Raw genomic sequence first — 19,668 nt, forward strand, 5'->3', positions numbered from 1 at the left:
CCCTTTTCTTACATGTCTATTGCTTGTCTCAATGTCGCAACGTTATTAACGTTATTAAAAAGATAGGCATCTAAGCCAGCAGCTTTACCTGCTTTTACATCAATATTTCTGTCACCAATGACCAAACCAGATGTAATATGATATTTATCACGTAAATAAATCATGGACTCAGGATCTGGTTTCCGTTTAAAGCCAGAACTGGCAGTCACCACCTCGGTGAAGTAGTTGGCTATCCGGGTCTTAGCAAGAAGTTCTAGTACTTGGTCATTTCGATGAGAAACCAAGAAATGGCGACCACCCTTGTCCGAAATGTCTTTGAGTAATTCTGGAATTCCCTCAAACAAAACTGGATGTTCTAGCTCACGCGCTTCATTTTCTTTGTAGTTCTCTAAAAAATTCTCGATATCTGGTGCAAACTTCTCGATGGCAAAAGCTGTCGAAACCTTCAAGGCTTGGTAGACACAGTCGTGTTCTTGCTCTATTCCGTATTGGGCTAAGGTTTCTACAAAGGCTTCTGTAGAAGTCTCATAATTATCCAATAGGGTACCACCTAAATCCCATATATAATCGTGATATTTCATACCCTTCATTATACCAGTTTTTTATGAAAAAAGCGATGATTTCCTAGATTTTTCCAAGTAAAAAGCGAGAGCCGAACTCTCGTTTTACTGTTGATTTCCAAAGACATCTTGATAGAGCATGCCAACTCGTAAACTTTCAGCATCTCCTCCCAACTGCTCTACCAACTCATAGGCAAAGGCAAGGGCAGTTGACGGTCCTCGGCTAGTTGTTAGATTACCATCTACAACCACTGTTTGCTTTTGATAAGTTCCATCAGTAATTTGCTCCCGAGCTCCGTCATAACAAGTAAAGTGCTTGTCTTTCAGGACACCTGCCTGATGGAGGGCGATTGGGGCTGCACAGATGGCAGCAATTTTCTTTCCTACTTGGTCAAAGGCTTTAATCTGTGAAATGAGGGCTTGATTATCCCGTAGGTGAGCTGAACCTGGCATACCACCCGGAAGAACTACCAAGTCATAGTCGAATAAATCGCCATCAAAGACACGATCGGCTTTTACCTGAATACCATGCGAACCTGTCACCTGCTCTTCTAATCCTACCATATCACATGAAATGTTTGCTCGACGCAAGACATCGACTACTGTCAATGCTTCAATTTCTTCAAAACCCTGGGCTAAAATAACTGCTACTTTTGCCATAGTGGCCTCCTTATTTGATTTGTTTTAGAACGACTTTCTTTCGTTTTAATGGAACTTTTCCACTTTTCTCCTCCGCTAGGTTGATCTGGTAACTCATAGACAAGAGGAGACCGACACCGATGAGGTTACTAATAATAGCGGAGCCTCCTTGAGAAATGAAAGGCAGAGGAATCCCTGTCAAAGGAAGTAAGCCTGTCACGGCACCGATATTTTCAAAGATATGGAAGAGCAACATCATGATAAAACCAGTCGAAATATAGGTGTAGAACTGGTTGTTTGACTTAAGTGTAATCTTCAACATCCGATAAATAAGAAGCAAGTACAGAACAACCACAAAGACTGAACCAATGAAGCCAAAGTCTTCAGCAATTACGGTGAAAATCATATCACTCTCACGTACAGGAATGAGAAGATTGGACACATTGAAACCTTGTCCAAACAAACCACCACTTCCAATCGCAATTTGCCCCTGCGCCTGTTGGTAAGTCGTTGTTTGTGCAAAGTCAAAGGGATTGAGCCAGGCCAAGATGCGGTTGATCTGGTAAGTTGGCATCCCAATCTGATGCAAGAAGGCACGTCCATCCTTACTTATAAAGATGGCCATGAAGCCTACAACTGCAGTCACTCCTGTCGCAAAAACCGGAATGATAATCTTCCACGAAACACCTGAAAGGAGAACCATACCGGAAAAAATAGCTACAAAGACCAAGGCGGTCCCCAAGTCACTTTGTAGGGCTAAGAGGATAAAGACTGGTATGGTAAAGGCAATCATCCAACCAATCAATAGGAAATCCAAGGGAATAGTCCGTCTCCATTCCTTGTGTTTTTGAGTGAATCTTACAATGGCTCGAGCCAACATCAAGATATAGGAAATCTTCATGAACTCCGATGGCTGGAAAAGTGTCTTTCCACCGATCGATACCCAGTTCTTGGCACCTGTTGACGCTACAAGATTTGGGTTGTAGAAAACAAGAGGTAGGACCATCAAAGCTAGCCCTAGACCATAGAGATAGGGAGTCACCTTCCATAAAAACTCGGTATTAAAGAACATGACCACAAATCCAATGACAAGACCCAAGGCAATCCAAGCGATTTGCTGGCCTAGAATTGGTAATACATTATTTGGATAGTCATGACTAACTGCTATATAAATGGCCACTACTCCAAGTACCAGTAAACAAAACACTGGTAGGAGGAGGCTATAATCGACTCGAGAGTCAAAGGATCGTTTCATATTTTTTACCTTTTCTCTTTCTTGGATTTTTCTTTCATTCTATTGCGACGAGATTGGAGAAAATCTGCTACTGCAGACCTTAGCTGTTCTCTAGCAAGGACCCGAACCGTTCTTTCTTTTGACATGGTTTGGGCGATTTGTTTGCCATAGCGCTTGCTGACGACACGACTGTCTAGGATTACAGCAACCGAACCTTGGTCAGACCGTCTAACAGTACGACCTAATGCTTGTTTTAACCGAATAATAGCCATCGGCAATTGATAATCATAGAAGGGATTTTTTCCTTCTCGACGTAGTTCTTGGTTTAATTTTTTGGTTAACGGTTCTTGGGGATTTTGGAAAGGCAATCTCGGAATCACTTGGATCACGCAAGGATGGGTTGAAAAATCAACTCCTTCCCAGAAACTGCCTGTTCCAAGCAAGATCTGGCGTTCACCTTTTTCAAAGCGTTTTTTCAGTTGGCTTGGTTCCCCATTTTTATACTGAGCTAGATGCGGTTGGTCGAGCAGGTCCGAAACTGCCAGCAACATCTCTTTTGAAGTAAACAAAACCAATAAGGGTTCTTGAAAGGCTTGCAACCTTCGGATGACAGAAGCAACTTCACTAGCATAGTCAGCAGGCGAAACTTCTGTCACAAGAGGAAAGTCATCGACTAGGAAGACTTCTTGTTGCTCCTGTTTTGCTACATCAAGCCTAACAAGCGGAGCATCTGGAAATCCCAATAAATCTGCTAAGGAAACCCGGTTGCTGATTTCAAGAGTGGCCGATACTCCTAGGAGCCTACAATCTTCTGGCAATAAATCTGCTAGTATAAAGCGGCCTTTTTTACTTGAACAAATCAAGACATCCTTGCTCGATTTCTCGGCTGTAGCAAGCCAAAATTCACGGTCTGAGGTGAAAAAGTTTGCAAGCTCTCGATACTCTGGGAGAGCTAACTCCGAAAAATGCTGGCGCAAGTGTTCGAGAGAATCCAACCACTTTCCATTCTTCAGACCTGACTGGTAGTGCTCTATCAAGTAACGACATTCAAAGCCGATACTCTCAAGCAAGCGTTTCTGAACCAAATCTTCCTCTGACTCTATGGACTTATCAAGCTGGGTTACAAGTTCCTCAAGGCGATAAGCCTGCTGGGCTAGATTTTCGAGAGCTAGCAGCATTTTTTGAGCTTCATCCAAAATCACCAAACGGTTGTCGACAAACTCTGGATTGTCTTCCAAACGAGTGACCAGATAAGCATGATTGGTCAGAAGAACACGACTGGTATTGGCCTTTTCCTGCCCTCGTTTCCAAAAATCCTCTGTAGCAAATAAACTTTTCTTTGAAAGCTTACCATCGTGGACTAGTTCCGGCAGAAAGTGCTGGTAGCGATAAAGTTGCCCTATTTCGTCCAAGTCACCTGTCTCTGACTCTGTTAGCCAGATAAGCAACTGCATTTTAAAGCGTGTGAAAAGGCGATTGGACTCTGATCGATAGAGAATTTGGTGAAAGGCATCCAATTTCAAGTAATTTTGAGGACCCTTGAGACTATGAATTTCCAGATGGAAGACCTCTTTTAAACGCTGTCCTTCTTCTTGCATAATCTGATTTTGAAGAATTTTGGTCGGAACGCTCACTAGGATTCCAGCTTGACTCTCCGAGTTCAAAGCTGGGAGGAGATAGCCGTATGTCTTACCCAATCCCGTTTGAGCTTGGATAAAAGAAGTCTGGTGTTCTTCCAATAAGTCCTCAATCTTATCCGCAAATTCCAACTGTTGCGGACGCTCCTCCAGCCCCAATAAAGAAATATTTTTAGCAAAATCTTTGGATAACTTTCGTGGGACTAAGGCTTTGCTTTCCTTTCTCAGGAAAAGCCCATGTAGTTCTATCAATTCCGGAAAGGATAGGAGAGATTGTTGCTGATAGACCTCCTCAATCACCAGATAGCTTTCATAGAGAAGGTTATCTGCAAGGTCTAACAAGCTTTCTAAGAGCCCTTTAGGTAGCTCAAAGAGTTTTTGGCGCATGTAAAGCAAGAGTTCTGCTGTTGCCTGAGCATCAGACAGGGCAGTATGGGCATGTTCTAGTTCAATGCCCAACTCTTGACAAAGGATGCCTAGATTGTACTTTTCAAACTGAGGATATAGAACTTGGGCTAGCTCAACAGTATCCACCCGCGGTGTACGCAATTCATATCCTTCAAAAAAAAGAAATTCCGCAAGGAGGTTGGCATCAAATTGAACATTATGCGCAACAAAAACACCGTCCTTAACCAATTCAAAAATTTTTCCAGCCACCTGAGAAAACTCTGGTGCCGCAGCCAAACGCTGATCGGTCAGACCTGTTAATTCTTTGATATGAGAATCCAAGGGTTCATGGGGATTGACATCAGTCGCATACTGATCGACAATTTCGCCATTCTCAATCACCACAATGCCTACTTGAATAATTTTTGCCTTGCTTCCGGTGCTGGTCGCCTCTAAATCAACGACCACATACCGATCATTTCTCGCATTCATCATTAAAAATTATATCAAAAAAAGCATGATTTGACACCCCTCAACTTCGATAACAATCTCACTTTCCTTGTGAGTTTGAGTAAAAACCCAGACCTTAAAAGTGAGAATTTCACGCAAGTTCAGCAGTTGGTCGCTAGTTCTGAGGTATTTGAAAACCTTATCAACAAAGCTACATCAACACAAAAAGACAACCAAGGTATTAGCTGCCTTTGTGAGATATTTTTTTCATTGTTTTGGGGAGGAGCTTGCTAATTTCTGTTGGCAAGACAAGGTAGTGTTCTTGAGAAAGTTCTTGCGCGATAGCTGAGTGCAGATGAGTCGCTACTACTACGCGTTCATAGAGATTGACATGTGGAAACTGACCTGCAAAACCTGCAATCGTTCCAGCCAGTGTATCTCCCATTCCCCCAGTAGCCTGATAGGAACCACCAACCTGTAACTGATAGTAATCAGACTGACCAGCTTGCCAAATTCGAGTAGCTGGACCTTTCTCTACCAAAATTGTTCCTTGAGGAAAAGATGAAAGAGCCCTAGCCGTCGTCTCTGTATTTTGATGGTCAAGAGCTGTGCCAGATAATCTTTCCCATTCCTTTTGGTGGGGAGTTAGGATGAGCTGACTAGGTGGGAATGGCAAATGACCTTTTGCTAAGATGCCCAAAGCACCTCCATCTGCAAGTAAAATCTGGTCTTTTCTAAGGCTGTCATAGACCCGTTTTACGAGTTCTTCTCCGAATGCATCCTCTCGTAAACCCGGACCTAACAAGACAACTTCAGCCTTTTCCAACTGTTCTTTTAACAATTGCTGGTCTTGAAGAGAAAATGCCATGGCCTCAGGTAAATGACTGTGCAGAGCCGGAATATTCTCCTTATCCGTGCCAACAGTCACCAACCCTGCCCCACTTTTGACAGCTGCAATGGCTGACATGATGATAGCTCCCCCATAAGGATAGGTCCCTCCTAGCAAGAGCAGACGACCGTAATCTCCCTTATGACTGTGACGAGAACGTTCAATAATGACTTTTTCTAATAAAGTTTGATCAATCACTTTCATCGTTATTTTCCTCTCACTCCATTATACTACAAAAGGAGGGGCAAACCTCCTTCTACACTATTTTCCCTTAAATTCCGCAAAAGTCTGTAAGATTTTAGCTGCTACTGCTGGAGAAGGAGCTCCTTTTAGCTCTAACGTTTCATCTGCATATGGAGTAAGGCCAGCAAAATTTCCTATCTGAACTGAATAGAGAGACGTTTTAAACAGTTCAATATCGTTTTGGTCATTTCCAAAAGCAATAAAGTTCTTTCCACATAACTTTTCAACAGTTGTCGCCTTATGAGTGTCCAAGGGGTTGACATAAAGGCACTTTTCATGCGCATGATAGGACAGATGAGCCTGCCCCAGTCTTTCTAACTGACCAAGCAGATCATCAAGCAAATCCTCGTGGTCTCCCATATAAACGACTATCTTAATCGGAGTCCCTAAGTCCTCGAGTTTCTGATGACGAGCCACCTTTAGGGGATCCACACTGGAAATAAATGGAATCTTCTCTAGAATCTGACCACTATAGTCAAAGCAATCATCTACAAAGAAAGGGAGATTATAGGTCTGGCAATAATCCACTAGCGCCCGATAAACTCTAGCATCGAGATTCCTTTCGAAGATAGCCTTCCCCAGATGATAGGCTACGCCTCCATTCAAACCTATGACCAAGCGCTGACTGAGTTCAGGGCCTAATAAACCCAAGCAATCCCTATAAGAGCGAGCTGAGGCAAATACAAGCTCATGCCCATAATCTTCAGCCTTTAAAAGAACCTGCTGAATCTCGTCATCTATGGTCATGTAGTCAAAAGATAACGTTCCATCTAGGTCAAATACGAATTTCATTTTACTAATCCTTGTTCAGTGTACGAAGAGCTGCCTGATAGGTTTGCTCCATTAGCATGGTAATGGTCATAGGGCCAACTCCACCAGGTACAGGTGTGATGTGACTAGCAAGTGGTGCAACGGCATCAAAGTCAACATCTCCACAAAGTTTGCCATTTTCATCTCGGTTCATCCCAACGTCAATGACAACCGCTCCTGGTTTGACAAAGTCAGAAGTCACAAACTTAGCACGACCGATTGCAACCACAAGAATATCTGCTTTAGCAGCAACCTTGGCAAGATGATGGGTGCGTGAGTGAGTCAAAGTCACTGTCGCATTCTTGCCTAAAAGAAGCTGACCCATCGGTTTTCCAACAATGTTTGAACGACCGATAACAACTGCATTTTTACCTTCTAGATCAATCCCATACTCATGGAACATCTCCATAATTCCTGCAGGTGTCGAAGGAATCATAACTGGATGACCAGACCAGAGGCGACCCATGTTTAGCGGATGGAAACCATCCACGTCTTTTTCGGGGTCAATAGCCAACAAAACTGCCTCTTCGTCAATATGTTTAGGTAAAGGCAACTGGACCAAAATCCCATGCCAAGCTGGATCTTGATTGTATTTGACAATCAAATCTAACAATTCTTCTTGGGTAATGGTTTCAGGAACTCGCACTACTTCACTATGGAATCCTGCAGCAAGAGCCGACCGTTTCTTATTGCGAACGTAGACTTGGCTGGCTGGATTATCTCCAACCAAAATCACCACCAAACCTGGAACTAAACCTGTTTCTTCTTTTAGTTTGGCCGTCTTTTCAGTCAACTGACCTTGTAACTTAGCCGCAAGAGCCTTCCCATCAATAATCTGTGCCATACCTCTTCTCTTTTCTATCAAATATCCTCTATTATATCAAAAAATAACTCGCCATTCTAACACTTCTTGACTAATGGTCCTTATAGTCTGAAACTATAAGAAAAAGCCCTTATCGAGCTTTTATGCCTATTTATACTAGGTGAATTTGTTATGCTTTCTTTTTAACTTTTGGAGCCGGTAAGACTTCATACATATCCCTAATTAGTCTCGCTGGAAATGACTTATCTTCAAGGTCTTCTAGTAAAATCATCTCTTTGGCTCCATCATAAGGACGTTCAAGCCTAATCTGTTCCAATTGATCCATGACTACCTTCACAGGCTTCAGTAACAAACGATTATCATAGATTCCCCCAATAATCTTCCCACGATAATAAAGGATATACTCTCCCATCATTGGACGATAACTCATCTCCTCTAGCTCTGATAGCTGTTCGAGAATAAAATCTAAATATTCTTTACTGGAAGCCATGATGCCTACTCCATTTCTTCTAAAATGAGGTGTTACAAAACCTTACTCAAAAATTCCTTGGTCCGTTGTTCTTTTGTTTGATCGAAAATCTCTTCTGGAGTTCCATCTTCGACAACAACTCCATCTGCCATAAAGATAACACGGTCTGCTACCTCACGCGCAAAGCCCATTTCATGCGTCACAATCACCATGGTCATCCCCGACTTGGCAAGGTCTTGCATAACAGCTAGGACCTCTCCAACCATCTCAGGGTCTAGGGCTGAAGTCGGCTCATCAAAGAGCAAAACGTCTGGCTCCATAGCAAGTCCACGTGCAATGGCAATCCGTTGTTGCTGACCACCTGACAAACTCTGCGGATAGGCCGTTGCCTTATCTGGCAAACCAACTTTTTCTAGCAGTTCCTGAGCTCTCTTCTCCGCTACTTCCTTGCTTTCTCCTTTGGTTTTAATTGGTGACAAGGTGATGTTTTCCATGACCGTCATATTTGGAAAGAGGTTGAATTGTTGGAATACCATGCCCATCTTTTCACGCATGGCAAAAAGGTCATTTTTCTTATCTGTGATATCAACTCCTTCAAAGATAACCTTACCTTTACTTGCTTCTTCAAGGAGATTCATCGAACGAAGGAGAGTTGACTTCCCGCTACCTGACGGACCGATAATGACCACAACTTCTCCTCGCTTAATCTCAAGGTTGATGCCTTTTAAAACTTCATTTTTCCCAAAAGACTTATGTAGTTCTTCAATTTTAATCAAGGTTTCTGTCATTATTTTTTGTCTCCTTGTCCAATATGTTTTTCAAATGCTTTCAAGGCCACTGTCAAAACAGAGGTCATAATCAAATAGTAAAAGGCTGCAAATAAAAGAGGAGTCAACGGTAAATAAGTTGTTGTCGCTACAGTCGTTGCACCATTCCACAACTCCATCACCCCAATCGCAGACAAGAGGGAACTATCCTTGATAATGGTGATAAATTCATTTCCCAGCGCTGGAAGAATATTCTTGATAGCTTGTGGCAAAATGACATAACGCATGGCATTTTTCGGACGAATACCGAGAGAATATGCGGCCTCTAACTGCCCTTTAGGAACCGCATTGATCCCCGCACGAACAGTTTCTGAAACGTAAGCTCCACTGTTCATAGAAATAATCAGAATACCAGGAATCAAACGAGAAAGATCAACTCCTAAAATTCCCACTTGAATAGTCGGAGCATTGATATGCATAAGAGCAAAGGCAATCATAATCTGAACCATCATCGGAGTTCCACGGAAGATCCAAACATACACATTTGCAAACCAAACGAGCGGTTTAAAGCGTGATCGCTGAGCAGAGGCCAGTAACACACCTATAATAGTTCCTAAGCAGACAACAAAGATGGAAATTAACACGGTAATCAGAGCTCCATAGTTAAAATACGGTAAATACTTTGGTAAAAAAGAAAAATTCATATTCAATCAACTTTCTATGTATTAGATTGTATGATTATAACATGAATTGAATTAAAATGCAATATTTTTTCTCTGATTTTAACAATTAACTTGATATCTGGAGAAATAGAGAGAAATCACAGTTTTTTTCTAGTCAACTACCTCTTGTTTATGGTAAAATAGAAACGATAAGAAATGGAGGAGAATCAAAATGGAATCACATTTGGTTAGAATCATTAACCGCCTAGAAGCAATGACAAAAGATGGTGGAAATCTAAAACGTAATTTTGAACGTGAAGGTGTTGTTGTCGCAGAAGTTGCCTACAGCTACGACGAAGAAAACGGGTCACTCTTCACCCTTCGCGATGTAGAGGCTCGTGAAACTTATACTTTTGATAGCATTGATTTGATTGCAATGGAGATCTACGAACTCCTTTACTAATATAAAAACAACGGGCAGAAAGGCCCGATGAATGAGAATCCTTTTTGTCACCACAAATGGGATTTTTTTTACCTTCAATGTCACTTGATTCTCCATGAATCCCTCTTTTAAAAACGATCACTTCCCAATCTTTTTACTTGCTTTACACCTTAATCATGCTATAATGAGAGTATAAAACTTTGACTATTCTTGACCTTTTTCTTAGGCCAAGAATAAGAATGAAATGAGGTAGATGTATGCTCTGTCAAAACTGTAAAATTAACGACTCAACAATTCATCTGTATACCAATCTCAATGGACAGCAAAAACAAATTGATCTTTGTCAAAATTGCTATAAAATTATCAAAACAGATCCAAATAATACCCTCTTTAAAGGAATGACTGACTTAAACAATCGTGACTTTGATCCTTTCGGAGACTTTTTCAATGATTTGAACAATTTCAAACCTTCTACTAATAACGTCCCTCCAACTCAATCTGGTGGCGGATACGGAGGAAACGGCGGTTATGGACCTCAAAACCGCGGTCCACTTCAAACACCTCCTAGCCAAGAAAGAGGACTCTTAGAGGAATACGGTATCAATATTACTGAGATTGCTCGTCGGGGAGATATTGACCCTGTTATCGGTCGAGATGAGGAGATTATCCGCGTTATCGAAATCCTCAACCGTCGAACCAAAAACAATCCTGTCCTTATCGGAGAACCAGGTGTTGGTAAAACAGCTGTTGTTGAATGTCTAGCTCAGAAGATTGTCGATGGTGATGTTCCCCATAAACTCCAAGGCAAGCAGGTCATCCGTCTGGATGTGGTTAGTCTAGTTCAAGGAACAGGGATTCGAGGCCAATTTGAAGAACGCATGCAAAAGCTCATGGAAGAAATTCGCAAACGCGAGGACATTATCCTCTTTATCGACGAAATCCATGAAATTGTTGGTGCAGGATCTGCTGGCGATGGCAATATGGATGCAGGCAATATCCTGAAACCAGCCCTTGCCCGTGGTGAATTGCAACTGGTCGGCGCCACTACCCTCAATGAATACCGTATTATTGAAAAAGATGCTGCTCTCGAGCGCCGTATGCAGCCTGTCAAGGTAGATGAACCAACTGTCGAAGAAACTATTATCATCCTCAAAGGGGTTCAAAAGAAATACGAAGACTACCATCACGTCAAGTATACTGATGCGGCTATAGAAGCTGCTGCAAATCTGTCCAATCGTTACATTCAAGACCGCTTCTTACCTGACAAGGCTATTGACCTTTTGGACGAAGCCGGTTCTAAGATGAATCTGACGCTGAACTTTGTGGATCCCAAAGTGATTGACCAGCGTTTAATTGAGGCCGAGAATCTCAAGGCTCAAGCTACACGAGAGGAAGACTTTGAAAAAGCTGCCTACTTCCGTGATCAGATTGCCAAGTACAAGGAAATGCAGAAAAACAAGGTGACCGATCAGGATACTCCAATCATCAGTGAGAAAACCATTGAACACATCATCGAGCAGAAAACCAATATTCCTGTCGGAGAACTCAAAGAAAAAGAACAGTCTCAGCTTATCCATCTAGCAGACGACCTCAAAGCTCATGTCATTGGTCAAGATGAAGCTGTCGATAAGATTGCCAAAGCCATCCGTCGTAATCGTGTTGGTCTTGGAACTCCTAACCGGCCAATCGGAAGTTTCCTCTTTGTCGGACCAACTGGTGTCGGTAAGACAGAACTGTCCAAACAACTAGCCATTGAACTTTTTGGTTCTGCTGACAGCATGATTCGCTTTGATATGAGTGAATACATGGAAAAACACAGTGTGGCTAAATTGGTCGGAGCCCCTCCAGGCTATGTAGGCTATGATGAAGCTGGTCAGTTAACGGAAAAAGTTCGCCGTAATCCCTACTCTCTCATCCTTCTCGATGAAGTGGAAAAAGCTCACCCTGATGTCATGCACATGTTCCTTCAAGTCTTGGACGATGGTCGTTTGACAGATGGGCAAGGACGGACAGTTAGCTTTAAGGATGCTATCATTATTATGACCTCAAATGCCGGTACGGGTAAGGCCGAAGCCAGTGTTGGGTTTGGAGCTGCTCGTGAAGGACGTACTAATTCTGTTCTTGGTGAACTCGGTAACTTCTTTAGTCCTGAGTTTATGAACCGTTTTGACGGCATCATCGAATTTAAACCTCTCAGCAAGGACAACCTTCTCCAAATCGTCGAACTCATGCTAGCGGATGTCAACAAACGCCTCTCTAGCAACAATATCCACCTCGATGTGACAGACAAGGTCAAGGAAAAATTGGTTGACTTGGGATATGATCCAAAAATGGGGGCACGCCCACTTCGCCGTACCATTCAAGATCATATCGAGGATGCTATCACAGACTTCTACCTTGAAAATCCAAGTGAGAAAGCCCTCAAAGCAGTCATGACAAGCAATGGCAATATTCAAATCAAATCTGCCAAAAAAGCTGAGAAAACAGAAGAGATTGCTTCTGAAAAAGAAGAATAAAACGATCTAACAGGTGCAGGAAATCTAACAATTTCTGTACCTTTTTTTACTAAAATAACTGTAAATTCTTGACAGCTTGCCCCTTGTCCATTATGATAATAATAAAGATACTAGAGAATGAGGAAAGATTAATGGCCAACCCAACTTTTGGTGAAAAAAAAGAAAATGTGAGCTACCAGCACCGATATGGTGTTTACGCAGTTATTCCTGATCCTGATAAAAAACAAATCGTTTTAGTTCAAGCCCCCAACGGTGCTTGGTTCTTGCCAGGTGGAGAGATTGAAGCGGGAGAAGACCATCAAGAAGCACTGAAGAGAGAACTAATCGAAGAACTCGGTTTTACTGCTGAAATTGGAAGCTATTTCGGACAAGCTGATGAGTATTTCTACTCTCGCCACCGTGATACCTACTACTACAATCCAGCTTATCTCTACGAAGCCACTTCTTTCCAAGAAGTACAAAAACCTTTAGAAGACTTTAATCATATTGCTTGGTTTCCTATTGACGAGGCAATAGAAAAACTCAAACGTGGTAGCCACAAATGGGGAATTGAAGCTTGGAAAATCCAGCATGGAATTGACTAAAATACACGATTTTATCCAAAAAGTGCTATAATAGAATTAGAAAATCGGAGGAACTGTTATGAAGCTTATCAATACGACAAACTCACACTCGCAACTTGTTAAAAGCCAATTAGAAAGCACGGACGCAACTCTTGTCGAGGTCTATTCTGCTGGAAACACAGATGTAGTTTTCACGCAAGCCCCGCTTCACTATGAAATCCTCATTTCCAACAAACACCGTGCTATTCGTGAACCTGAAATCGAAACTATCCAAGACTTCTTCTTGAAACGTAAAATCGACAAAGAAAGCATTGATGAAGCCAATATCAAGACGCTTTATTCAGATAAATTGATTGAGATTTCAATCCCTATAAAATAAGAAGACCAGCCAAAAACTGGTTTTCTTTTTCAAAAAAAGATTGGTAGTTTCTACCAATCTTTTATTTTTATTTCACAGCTTCTTTCAAAGCATTTACCTTGTCCAAACGTTCCCAAGGAAGATCAATATCTGTACGTCCCATGTGTCCATAAGCCGCTGTTTGACGGTAAATTGGACGTTTGAGATCCAGCATTTGGATAATTCCCGCAGGGCGAAGGTCAAAGATTTGACGCGCTGCTTTTTCCAGCTTGCTTTCAGCTACTGTTCCTGTACCAAAAGTATCGATACGAACAGAAACAGGCTGGGCCACACCGATGGCATAGGCCAATTGCACTTCTGCCTTCTTAGCAAGACCTGCTGCAACGATGTTCTTGGCAATGTAGCGAGCTGCATAAGAGGCTGAACGGTCCACCTTCGTCGCATCCTTACCAGAGAAGGCACCACCACCATGGCGAGAGTAGCCACCATAGGTATCCACGATAATCTTACGACCAGTCAAACCTGAGTCTCCTTGAGGTCCACCGATTACAAAGCGACCAGTTGGATTGATGAAGAATTTGGTTTGCTCATCCAAGTAAGATGCTGGAATAACCTCTTTGATAACCTTGCTAATCACATCATTGTGAATTTGTTCATTGCTAACTTCTGGATCGTGCTGAGTTGAAATCACGACTGTGTCCACACGTACCGGACGGTCATTTTCATCATATTCAACTGTAACTTGTGATTTAGCATCTGGACGAAGATAGCTGATTTCACGAGACTTACGAAGTTCTGCCAAACGACGAACCAGCTTGTGGCTGAGTGAGATTGGTAATGGCATGAGTTCTTCTGTCTCATCCACCGCAAACCCAAACATGAGACCTTGGTCTCCAGCACCAATCAAGTCAAGCGGATCTTGATCTGCATTCCCACGAACCTCCAAGGCTTCGTTAACACCTTGGGCGATATCTGGTGACTGCTCAACAAGTGACGGATGAACTCCCACCGTCTCCGCAGAAAAACCATACTCTGTATTGGTATAACCAATCTCTGCAATGGTATCACGAACCACACGGTTAATATCCACATAAGCATGTGTAGAAATTTCACCAAAAACATGGACGGAACCAGTGTAGACAGCTGTCTCAGCAGCAACGTGCGCCTCTGGATCCTTTGCTAAAATAGCATCCAAAATCGCATCTGAAATTTGGTCGGCAATCTTATCCGGATGCCCCTCAGATACAGATTCAGACGTGAATAATTTACGTTCTGACATAAAAATGTCCCCCCTTAAAAAATATTGTTATAGAGTTACAAAGTACTGATAGGTATTTCTATAGTCTAAGAGTTACGACGCGAAAGAAATAAAAACGATGTTTTTTTATTTCTGAAGCTAGTAAGGCGCATAGGGTGACCGCGTTATAGCGGCAACCGTAGAAGGACGAGCGACTTTGGAGCCGTCATTCTTTGCGAGTTACAAAGTACTGATAGAAATTTCTACCATCTTATCGGGACTATATAACCTTATCATTATACCACTTTTTGCTTTTTTTTGCAGAAATTTTGAAAATTCATAAAACGAAGTTAGAAAAAGGAGCCAGGAAGCTCCAATTTTATACTTAAAATGTTTGGCGTTTGGCTTTGCGCTCGGCACGGCCACGTGCGCGATTTTCAGCACGCTTGGTTTTACGGCGTTTTTCATCCACCGCCCATTGAATCTTCTTCTTATAGCCTGGTTTGACTTTTTTCTTTTTCTTTTTAACCAAGCCAATCATTTCAATATCAAGCTTGTCCTGCTTCTTTTCACGATTAGCCCGACGGTCACGGTCATAGGTATCTTGAAACTCTCCGTCTTTGACCATCTTAGGAGTAAACTTAATCCCTAATTTCTCCAACTCACGGATATCCGAGTCATCACTAGGCTGGTAAAGGGTAATCGCTGTACCAGGTAGTCCATTGCGTCCAGTTCGTCCAACACGGTGAACAAAGAAGGACAAGTCTTGTGGAATGGCGTCATTGATAACATGGCTGACACCTTCAATGTCAATTCCACGCGCTGCCAAGTCCGTTGCGACAATGTACTCAAAATCCAGATTTTTCACCTGATTCATGATCCGCTTGCGTTCACGAGGAGCAATATCTCCATGAATCTTTGCTGCCTTCAATCCTTGAGCAGTCAAGTATGCATGCAATTCATCAGCACGTGTCTTTGTGTTAACAAAAATCATTGCCAAATAAGGCTGCATCAACTGAGTCAGCTGGTAAATTTGAGCGTTCTTGTCACGGCCCTTGGTAGAAATCAACCAGTTATCAATGGTATCTGAGATAACTGTCTTAGTCTTGATTTTTTCCAAGACCGGATTTGACAAGTATTTTTTCAAGAACGGTTGCAATTTTTGTGGAATGGTTGCTGAAAAGACCATGAATTGCAAGTCTTTTGGAAGACTCCCTGCAATCTTATCAACGGTTTCCAAGAATCCCATATCCAAGGTCATATCGGCCTCATCGACGACAAAGGTCTTGGCCTTGTGAATAGCCAAATCACCAGATTTGACCAAGTCATAGATTCGACCTGGCGTTCCGATAACGATATGTGGTTGGTTGCTGGCAAGTTTTTCAATCTGACGCGCCTTATCCGTACCACCCACATAATTAACCACACGAACTTCGACATCTGAGTGAGCTGCAATCTGACGAGCTGCTTGGTAAATTTGAGTAGCCAACTCACGACTTGGTGCAGTAATGACTGCTTGCACACTATCGCTAGTTTCATCTAATTGCTGGAAAATTGGTAATAAGAAAGTATGAGTCTTTCCAGAACCTGTTTTTGACTCGCCCACCAAATCACGACCCGCCAATACAATAGGTATTAATTTTTCTTGTACCTCTGTCGGAGTTATAAATTTCAACTCCTCCAAGGCTTCTGCTATATAATTTTTAAATTGAAATTTCTTAAATGACATACTATCCTCGATTCTATCCTTTCAATTATACCATATTTTGTCCTATTGCAGTAGTCCCATTTGAATCTCAGTCCTATAGTAAAGATTCAAGTAGCTTAAAAGGTTGGAACCTCTGATTCCAACCTCTTTCATTATTTCCAGGTTAATACAGCATTCAAACCATAGTGGTCACTGACTTGTGGACTATTCTGCCCATCAAAAACCACATGCAAGCTTTCTACTTGTAACTCTTTTGTCGTAAAGACGTAGTCAATTCGTAGTGGTTCCGTATTGCCTTTCCAACCATCAATTTCTGGTGGAACGGTATAGCTACCACTTCTTTCTTTCGCAACTTCAAACGCGTCTTGTAATCCTAATGGGCTAGCTAAAATCCATTGATAGCCTTCCTGACCAGCTGGATTATTAAAATCACCTGCTAATATTAGAGGTTTGTTCAAATCTTTCAGCACAGCCTCGAATCGTGCCCACTCTTCTTGGAAACCTTTATCCCACCAAGAGAGATGAACGCTTGCAAGAGCCAGTTCCTTGCCTTCAACTTCTGTCTCAGCCAAGGCAACGCGACGAGTATGGTAGTCCGTTGGATCATCTACATCTGATACTAAAATCTCACGCGCCTTAATAGGTGTTTTGGATATGATAGCTACGCCTTCATGGTAGCGGTCATAGCCAATATGATTGTAAGCCCAAGTCCAGTAGTAGTTTTTCCCTTTCTCAGCCAATTTTTCAACCAGAAGTCGGACATAGTGATCCTGATGAATGGGTTCTGCTGATGGTAAAGCTTGATAGTGATTGTTAACCTCTACCTCAGGAGAAGTCATTTCTTGATTAATTTCTTGGAAACAAATTAAATCATAGTCCTTATCAAGAATGTCTTGGAGTAAGATTTGGAATTTTTTCTCTGCTTCCTTCTCCATCCAACTGTGGGTATTGAGTGTTAGAAATTTCATGCTTTTCTCCTAAAACAAGAGGTTGGAAAACAGCTTCCAACCTCAAGTATATTACAATTCTACTTTAGCAACTGCTGTTTTAGCTGCAAGAGAACCTGTTTGTTCTAATTTAACTGATTTGAGGACATCACCATTTGTGAAGACAACCACTGTTGATGTTTTGCGTCCTGCTTCTCGAATAGCATCCAAGTCAGCTGTGACAAGAAGATCACCAGCAACCACTTTTTGTCCTTCAGAGACATGAACAGTAAATGGTTTTCCTTCAAGACTTACTGTATCCAAACCAATATGAACAAGCACTTCAAGACCTGAGTCAGTGACAAGACCAAGAGCGTGTTTTGTTGGGAAGATACTTGATACAGTACCAGTAACTGGAGATACAATGTTACCATTTGCTGGTTCTACTGCAAATCCATCACCCATCATTTTTTGAGCAAAAACTGGATCTTCCACTTGTTCCAAAGCAACAACTTGACCATCAGCTACTGAGTAAACATCCTCAGTTACACCTTTGTAATGGACAGTATTTTGTTGAGTTTCTGTCATTTGACTTGGAAGAGTTTCCGGAATTACTTCACCTGAGTCAAGAATATCTTGGATATCAGATTTCAATACATCAGCTTTTGGTCCGTAGATAGCTTGGACACCTTGTCCTTTCATGACAAGACCCATAGCTCCTTCTGCTTTCCATTGTTCCTCTGTACCAACACGATCTGCATCTTTAACAGTTACACGAAGACGAGTCATACATGCATCCACATCTACGATATTTGCACGACCACCAAGAAGGTTAATGATATTTACGGCTTGAGAAGCTGCTGCAACTTTTGGAGTTCCAGGAGTTGCTTCTTCTGATGCTCCTTCAGCTGTTTCGTAGTTTCCGTTACGTCCTGGAGTTGCGTAGTTGAATTTCTTGATCATGAAGTTGGCAATGAAGTACATGATAACCGCAAAGAGAACAGTTACCCAGATAAAGTTAACAATATCCATACCAATACCAGCATTAATTGCCAATGGTGTACGAGTCAAGAATTCAATTGAACCGAATGAGTGGACACGAAGGTGAACAATATCTGCCATAGCAAAGGCAGCACCTTGAACTACTGCATAAACAAGGTAAAGAGGTGTTGCGATGAACATGAACATATACTCGATAGGTTCAGTGACCCCTGTCAAGAATGTCGCAAGGGCTGTCGCAATCATCATACCCTTGTATTTGTGTTTCTTGTCAGCATCAACATTGCGGTAGATAGCAACGATAACACCCATCAAGATACCAAATGAACCGATCATTTGTCCAACTTTGAAACGAGCTGGAGTGATTGTTGTAAGAAGGTGTTGGTATTGGTCAGCATTTGAACCTTTAAGGTTAACAAGGTCAGTTACCCAAGCAAGCCAAAGTGGATCTTGACCAAATACTTGTGTTCCTTTTGCTGCACCAGTTAACACTTCGTATGTTCCACCAAGAGCTGTGTAGTTCATTGGGATTGTCAACATGTGGTGAAGACCGAATGGCAAGAGCAAACGTTCCAAAGTACCATACAAGAATGGTGCAAGGACTGGAGCAGTTTCTTGTGAGTTGGCAATCCAAATACCAAAGTTGTTGATACCTGTTTGAACTACTGGCCAGAAGGCAGCAAGTGCAATCGCTGCAATAGTTGAGCGAAGAATAACGACGAATGGTACGAAACGTTTACCATTGAAGAATGAAAGGGCATCAGGAAGTTTACGGAAGTTGTAGTATTTGTTATAAGCTGTTGCCCCAACAAAACCAGAGATAATCCCTACGAAAACCCCCATGTTAAGCGCTGGTGCCTCAAGAACACTGATAAAGTAGTCAGCAACCTTGATTGAACCACCAAAGAAGGTAGTAACCATTGCTTCAGGATTTTTCAACATATCACCTGTAACACCGAAGATTGTACCAGTGATACGGTTGATTAAGATAAAGGCAAGACCTGCCGCAAACGCACCTCCTGCACGTTCTTTAGCCCAGCTTCCTCCAATAGCGAGGGCAAACAAGATATGAAGGTTACCGATAACTCCCCAACCAATTTGCTCTAGTACGCCACCAGTAATAACTAGGGGAGCAAGGTTTGGATCAATCAATGCAAGTGACTTACCGATTGAAATCATCAATCCAGCCGCTGGCATAACAGCGATAACCACCATTAGAGCCTTACCGAATTTCTGCCAAAACTCGAAAGACAAGACATTTTTGAATGTAGCTTTCATCATTCAAATCTCCTTTATTTTATTTAAGCAAACGTTTTACGAAAACGTTTGCATTTGGTTATGTATTAATT

Annotated in this window: 18 protein-coding genes; 4 read left to right on the forward strand and 14 right to left on the reverse strand. The window is 42.1% G+C overall.

What is annotated here, in order from left to right; translation table 11 throughout:
- Positions 1–8: 8 nt before the first annotated feature.
- From ACLV7H_RS06955 to ACLV7H_RS07000, 10 genes are all read right to left on the reverse strand, one after another.
- Entirely contained in the window at positions 9–581 is a 573-nt protein-coding gene (locus ACLV7H_RS06955; protein WP_045591643.1) for an HAD-IA family hydrolase, read from the reverse strand.
- Positions 582–665: 84 nt separating this feature from the next.
- Positions 666–1,220, reverse strand: coding sequence for a DJ-1 family glyoxalase III (locus ACLV7H_RS06960; protein WP_411866739.1), 555 nt, complete (start codon positions 1,218–1,220; stop codon positions 666–668).
- A 10-nt stretch (positions 1,221–1,230) separates the two neighbouring features.
- Positions 1,231–2,454, reverse strand: coding sequence for an FtsW/RodA/SpoVE family cell cycle protein (locus ACLV7H_RS06965; protein WP_045590829.1), 1,224 nt, complete (start codon positions 2,452–2,454; stop codon positions 1,231–1,233).
- A gap of 5 nt (positions 2,455–2,459) precedes the next feature.
- Positions 2,460–4,949, reverse strand: coding sequence for a bifunctional DnaQ family exonuclease/ATP-dependent helicase (locus ACLV7H_RS06970; RefSeq protein ID WP_411867077.1), 2,490 nt, complete (start codon positions 4,947–4,949; stop codon positions 2,460–2,462).
- A 199-nt stretch (positions 4,950–5,148) separates the two neighbouring features.
- The gene (locus ACLV7H_RS06975; protein WP_411866740.1) at positions 5,149–6,000 is read right to left on the reverse strand and encodes an NAD(P)H-hydrate dehydratase; all 852 of its coding nucleotides are present in this window, start codon (positions 5,998–6,000) and stop codon (positions 5,149–5,151) included.
- 57 nt (positions 6,001–6,057) lie between these two features.
- Positions 6,058–6,831 (reverse strand): HAD hydrolase family protein, encoded by a 774-nt coding sequence (locus ACLV7H_RS06980; RefSeq protein ID WP_045590826.1) that lies wholly within the window; start codon positions 6,829–6,831, stop codon positions 6,058–6,060.
- Between the two features lie 4 nt (positions 6,832–6,835).
- Positions 6,836–7,693 (reverse strand): bifunctional methylenetetrahydrofolate dehydrogenase/methenyltetrahydrofolate cyclohydrolase, encoded by an 858-nt coding sequence (locus ACLV7H_RS06985; protein ID WP_045590825.1) that lies wholly within the window; start codon positions 7,691–7,693, stop codon positions 6,836–6,838.
- A 148-nt stretch (positions 7,694–7,841) separates the two neighbouring features.
- Positions 7,842–8,162: a TfoX/Sxy family protein gene (locus tag ACLV7H_RS06990; RefSeq protein WP_411866741.1), complete on the reverse strand. Its 321-nt coding sequence runs from the start codon at positions 8,160–8,162 to the stop codon at positions 7,842–7,844.
- Positions 8,163–8,194: 32 nt separating this feature from the next.
- The gene (locus tag ACLV7H_RS06995; protein ID WP_000140925.1) at positions 8,195–8,929 is read right to left on the reverse strand and encodes an amino acid ABC transporter ATP-binding protein; all 735 of its coding nucleotides are present in this window, start codon (positions 8,927–8,929) and stop codon (positions 8,195–8,197) included.
- Positions 8,929–9,612: an amino acid ABC transporter permease gene (locus tag ACLV7H_RS07000; RefSeq protein WP_045590822.1), complete on the reverse strand. Its 684-nt coding sequence runs from the start codon at positions 9,610–9,612 to the stop codon at positions 8,929–8,931. The genes ACLV7H_RS06995 and ACLV7H_RS07000 overlap by 1 nt, the downstream gene beginning before the upstream one ends.
- A gap of 190 nt (positions 9,613–9,802) precedes the next feature.
- Here ACLV7H_RS07000 and ACLV7H_RS07005 point away from each other — a divergent pair, with 190 nt between their 5' ends.
- The 4 genes from ACLV7H_RS07005 (at position 9,803) to ACLV7H_RS07020 (ending at position 13,470) form a co-directional block, all read left to right on the forward strand.
- Entirely contained in the window at positions 9,803–10,033 is a 231-nt protein-coding gene (locus ACLV7H_RS07005) for a DUF1797 family protein (protein WP_000443579.1), read from the forward strand.
- Between the two features lie 236 nt (positions 10,034–10,269).
- A complete protein-coding gene (locus ACLV7H_RS07010) occupies positions 10,270–12,528 on the forward strand; it encodes an AAA family ATPase (RefSeq protein WP_411866742.1) in 2,259 nt (752 codons plus the stop codon).
- Between the two features lie 131 nt (positions 12,529–12,659).
- Positions 12,660–13,112: an NUDIX hydrolase gene (locus ACLV7H_RS07015; protein ID WP_045590819.1), complete on the forward strand. Its 453-nt coding sequence runs from the start codon at positions 12,660–12,662 to the stop codon at positions 13,110–13,112.
- A gap of 58 nt (positions 13,113–13,170) precedes the next feature.
- A complete protein-coding gene (locus tag ACLV7H_RS07020) occupies positions 13,171–13,470 on the forward strand; it encodes a DUF1827 family protein (protein ID WP_000767203.1) in 300 nt (99 codons plus the stop codon).
- 67 nt (positions 13,471–13,537) lie between these two features.
- Here the strand turns inward: ACLV7H_RS07020 and metK are convergent, their stop codons facing one another.
- The 4 genes from metK to ACLV7H_RS07040 form a co-directional block, all read right to left on the reverse strand.
- On the reverse strand, positions 13,538–14,728 hold the full coding sequence (metK, locus tag ACLV7H_RS07025) for a methionine adenosyltransferase (protein ID WP_411866743.1): 1,191 nt from the start codon (positions 14,726–14,728) through the stop codon (positions 13,538–13,540).
- Positions 14,729–15,071: 343 nt separating this feature from the next.
- The gene (locus tag ACLV7H_RS07030) at positions 15,072–16,415 is read right to left on the reverse strand and encodes a DEAD/DEAH box helicase (RefSeq protein ID WP_045590813.1); all 1,344 of its coding nucleotides are present in this window, start codon (positions 16,413–16,415) and stop codon (positions 15,072–15,074) included.
- Between the two features lie 131 nt (positions 16,416–16,546).
- Positions 16,547–17,362: an endonuclease/exonuclease/phosphatase family protein gene (locus ACLV7H_RS07035; protein WP_045590812.1), complete on the reverse strand. Its 816-nt coding sequence runs from the start codon at positions 17,360–17,362 to the stop codon at positions 16,547–16,549.
- Positions 17,363–17,413: 51 nt separating this feature from the next.
- Positions 17,414–19,600: a PTS transporter subunit IIBC gene (locus tag ACLV7H_RS07040; protein WP_080933674.1), complete on the reverse strand. Its 2,187-nt coding sequence runs from the start codon at positions 19,598–19,600 to the stop codon at positions 17,414–17,416.
- Positions 19,601–19,668 lie beyond the last annotated feature (68 nt).

The sequence above is a fragment of the Streptococcus oralis genome (assembly GCF_965111685.1).
Classification (GTDB): domain Bacteria; phylum Bacillota; class Bacilli; order Lactobacillales; family Streptococcaceae; genus Streptococcus; species Streptococcus oralis_B.